Genomic DNA, 4,201 nt, shown 5'->3' with positions numbered 1-4,201 from the left:
TGGTCAGGGCGCCACGCCGGGCGGTGGCGATTATGTGCGCCTGCGAATCGTTGATGACGGCCAGGGCATGGCACAGAGCACGCTGGAACATGCCTTCGAGCCGTTTTTCAGCACCAAGGCGATCGGCCAGGGCATCGGCATGGGCCTGTCGATGGTATACGGCTTCAGCAAGCAATCCCGTGGGCATGTCACCCTGCACAGCCAGATCGGCCAAGGCACCCGGGTAGACCTGTACCTGCCGCGCCATCACGGCCGGACCACCCAACCGAGCAACCCTGAGCCGCCTGTGCAGGGGGGCCGTGGTCGCCATGTGCTGGTGGTCGAGGACGACTCGCATGTACGTCAGCTGCTGTGCCAGGCGCTCCGCGAAGACGGCTTCCCCTGCCACAGCGCCGCTGACGCCAGCGAGGGATTGGCAGTGCTGCGCTCGACAGAGCCGGTGGACTTGCTAATCAGCGACGTTGGCTTGCCCGGCATGAACGGCCGGCAGTTGGCCGAAATTGCACGGAGCCTGCGCCCGCGTCTGCCGGTACTGTTCATCACCGGCTACGCGGAAACGGCCATTGCCCGAGAGAGCTTCCTGGGTACGGACATGTACTTGATCAGCAAACCGTTCGAGCTGAAACAACTGCAGGCCCAAGTGCTGCGGATTCTTGCTACGAAGTGAAACTACCTTACCCGTCAAGCATGCGCAGCGCCTCATCCGCCAGGGCGGCCAACGGGAACGGCTTGTTCATCAACGCTATGCCCGGTTGCTCCAGAAACTCCGCTTCGACCGGCTGGTTCGCGTAGCCGGTGATAAACAGAATTTTCTGCAGCGGCAGTTGCATGCGCATGGCCTTGGCGACTTGCCGCCCACTGAAGCCCCCTGGCAACCCGATGTCGGTAATCACCAGGTCAAAAGGCCCATCATGGCGGAAGCGTTCCAGCGCAGCATTGGCGTCGCCGACATCCGTGACATCAAAGCCCCGATCAGCCAGGTACTCACGCATGACGGCACGCAGGTTGAGCTCGTCATCCACCAGCAGAAGGCGCTCCCCACAGGCCATGCGCTGCGGGCGCGGCACTGGCTTGGGCGGTTCAGGGAGCGGGTCGTGGCACCTTGGGAAGAGCATTGAAACCGTTGTGCCACGCTCCCCGACCGACTCGATCCAGGCATAGCCGCCCGACTGGCCGACAAATCCATAGACCATGGACAGCCCAAGCCCGGCCCCACGCCCGATGGGCTTGGTGGTGAAGAACGGCTCGAAGGCCCTGGCGATGTCTGCCGCCGCCATGCCATGGCCGTCGTCCTCGACATGCAGAGCGACATAGTCGCCTGGCGGCAGGCCATCTTCATCCGGAAAACAGCTTGTCAGTCGTTGGTTGACGGTGCGAATGGTGACAGTACCCCGCTCCAGGCACGCCTCACGGGCGTTTGCGCACAAGTTGACCAGAGCATTCTCGAGTTGGGTTACATCAAGACTCACCACCCACGGTGTAACATCCAGTTGCCAGCGCAGGCGCATCTCGGCGCCCAGTGCCCGCATCAGCAGCGGTTCACTCAAGCGTAATTGCAGGTTGAAATCCAGTGGCTTGGGGGCCGTGGGCTGATGGCGGGAAAAGGTCAGCAGTCGATGGGTAAGCGCCATGGCGCGCTGCACCGAATCGCGTGCCACCTCGACATAGTCCTCCACCCGCTCCAGGCGCCCTTGTTGCAGGCGCCGTTGCAGCAGTTCAAGGCTGCCGCCAATCCCGGACAGCAGGTTGTTGAACTCATGGCCCATGCCCCCCGCCAACTGGCCAACCACCTCCATATGCTGGTTCTTGCGCATCAGTGCTTCGGATTGGCGCGCGGCCTCGGCCCTGTCTTCGGTAATATCCCGGCCCACCGCGGTCAGCATGCTGCCATCGAACCGCGCGGTCCAGCGAAACCAGTGGTAGTGGCCATCGCGGTGGCGCAGACGGGTCTCGATCTGGCCGGTGCTCCCGTATTCAAGCAAGCCGGAGACGGCCACCTGAACTTCAGCGCGATCCGCCGGGTGAATCAGTTCCAGTACCGGCCGCGCCAGCACCTGCTCTTCGGCCCAGCCCAGAATACGCTGCCAGGTGTGGCTGACAGCTTGCAACGTCAAGTCAGGAGTAACGGTCATCACTGCATCGCGCGACAGCTGCCAGATCTGCTCGCGCTCGGCCTCGTGACGCGCTAGCTGTCGTTCGAACACCAGGGCCTGCTCTCGCCAGTGGCTGTGCGCCTCGACGCTGGCCGTCGTCTCGATCACGGTGTGCAGAAAGCCCGCCACGCCGCCCAGTTCGTCATGCAGCGGCGCATAACCGAACGCGCACCATAGCGGTTCGGCGCCTTCGCCCTTGACGATACGCAGGGGTGGGTCCTCGACAAAGCTCGAGCGCCCCTCAAGCGCCTTGAATACCCAAGGCCCCACTTCGGGCCAGATATCCCACCACAAGGCATCGAATGCACTGCCCAGGGTATTCGGAGCAGCGGCCCGCAACGCCCGGTAGGCATCATTGTGGACGACGCTGAGTGCTGATCCCCAAACCACGGCACACGGGAACGGTGACAAATGCATCATGTCCACCGCAATACGCAGCGAAGCCGGCCAGCGTGACAACGGCCCGAGTGCTGTTCGCCCCCAATCGAAGTGCGCAACCGTTTCGCCCATCGGCTCGACCGTTGCCAAAACAGGCGCAGGCTCGCGCGGCATACCATTTGCGACCACTATCGTGACTCCAGCAATGCTCAGGTTGACCGAGGCGCCGCCCTGCTCGTTCGGCTCGCCTCGTGGGCTCGGTTGAAGTTAGCACAGCGCGCACTACCCCCGATGGCGTACTTGCAGGTGGCAGCTATGCTGATTAAGTTTTCCCTCGGGCCAAGGAGCACCGGCCCATCCAGGTTGCCGACAGGAGCATGGGACATGAGCAAGAAAATGCTGGTGGTGCTGACCAATACAGCCAAGTACCCGACCCTCAAGCGAGCGACGGGGTTGTGGCTGGGTGAAGCTGTGCACTTTGTCGAGATGGTCGAAAAGGCCGGCTACGCGGTGGACTATGTCAGCCCAATGGGCGGCTATGTCCCGATCGATCCCCACAGCCTGCAGATGGCCCCCGACCTGGATTGGCAATGGTATGACGACAAGCGTTTCATGACCCGCCTGGGCGCCACCCTGAGCCCAGGTCAGGTCAAGGCAGATGAGTACAGCGTCATTTATTACACCGGTGGCCATGGGGTGATGTACGACTTTGCCGATGACCAGGCGCTGCAGGCGCTTGCGCGCCACATCTATGAGAACGAAGGCATCGTGGCGGCGGTCTGCCACGGCGTTGTCGGCCTGCTGAACGTCAAGCTCAGCGACAACAGCCTGCTGCTGAAGGGTCGTCAGGTTACCGGTTTTTCAAACACCGAGGAACAGTTGGCTGAGCTGGACAAGGTAGTGCCCTTTCTGACTGAAAACGAACTGGGGGCCCGCGGCGGCAACTACAGCAAGCATGATGAACCGTGGAAGCCGTTTGTCGTCACTGATGAGCGGCTGATCACTGGGCAAAACCCCGCCTCGACTGGATTGCTCGCCGAGAAGGTGCTGGCGAAAATTGCGGGCCATCAAAGCTGAGGCTGACAGTGGCTTTCCGTATTTCCTCTGGTTCGGATCGCTCATGGACTACAGCCATCGCGTCGTCAGGGACATAGGCTCAGGGTCAATCTGTTCACCACGAACAGCAATGCACCTGGGAGCATCATACCTATGCCTTTCACCCTGAATACCAGGTACAACTTGCTGAAAAGGCTGATGGTAATAGCCATTGGCGCCGTGCCGATAGTTTCCGGCCTGCTGGTGATGAACTATCACCTGGGCAAGAAACTTGCCGAAACTTCGCAAATTTCCGTTCAAGAGGCAGTTTTCAGCGTCGACCAGTTGCTGGACCGTATGGTTGCCACCTTTGATCGTGCCAACGACCTGGCGGGAAAGCCCTGTGCGCAAGTGTCAGGGAAATTGCATGACATCATCGCGATCAGCCCGCATTTGCGCTCACTGGCGTTAACCGTCAATGGCGAGGCGTACTGCGCTACCGAAAAAGACCCCATGGCCTATATTTCCGCGTTCATAAAGTCCGGGCGAGGCACGGAACTCGCATTCGATGTCCCTTCTTCGCCAAACGCCGCCATTCTCAGAGTTCAAACACCTGGGAGGAACTCCGGGGTAGT

4 protein-coding genes are annotated in these 4,201 nt (G+C 61.1%); 3 read left to right on the top strand and 1 reads right to left on the bottom strand.

The window, feature by feature from the left end; genetic code table 11:
- Positions 1-667: response regulator (locus tag HP547_RS27555; protein ID WP_172288598.1), on the top strand; the 667-nt coding region annotated here is incomplete at its 5' end.
- Positions 668-674: 7 nt separating this feature from the next.
- Here the strand turns inward: HP547_RS27555 and HP547_RS27550 are convergent.
- On the bottom strand, positions 675-2,705 hold the full coding sequence (locus HP547_RS27550; protein ID WP_172288600.1) for a PAS domain-containing sensor histidine kinase: 2,031 nt from the start codon (positions 2,703-2,705) through the stop codon (positions 675-677).
- Between the two features lie 210 nt (positions 2,706-2,915).
- Between HP547_RS27550 and HP547_RS27545 the strand changes: the two genes are divergently transcribed.
- Entirely contained in the window at positions 2,916-3,608 is a 693-nt protein-coding gene (locus tag HP547_RS27545) for a type 1 glutamine amidotransferase domain-containing protein (protein ID WP_172228033.1), read from the top strand.
- 132 nt (positions 3,609-3,740) lie between these two features.
- On the top strand, positions 3,741-4,201 hold a 461-nt coding region (locus tag HP547_RS27540), incomplete at its 3' end, for a CSS-motif domain-containing protein (RefSeq protein WP_172288596.1).

This window comes from Pseudomonas sp. CM27 (assembly GCF_013179515.1).
Classification (GTDB): domain Bacteria; phylum Pseudomonadota; class Gammaproteobacteria; order Pseudomonadales; family Pseudomonadaceae; genus Aquipseudomonas.
Note: the sequence above shows the minus strand (reverse complement) of the source record. Positions and strands in the feature narration are given on the sequence as shown.

Excerpts from the sequence above, each read along its gene's own strand:
- HP547_RS27550 (WP_172288600.1), bottom strand. The coding sequence starts at position 2,705 with ATGCCGCGCGAGCCTGCGCCTGTTTTGGCAACGGTCGAGCCGATGGGC.
- HP547_RS27545 (WP_172228033.1), top strand. The coding sequence starts at position 2,916 with ATGAGCAAGAAAATGCTGGTGGTGCTGACCAATACAGCCAAGTACCCG.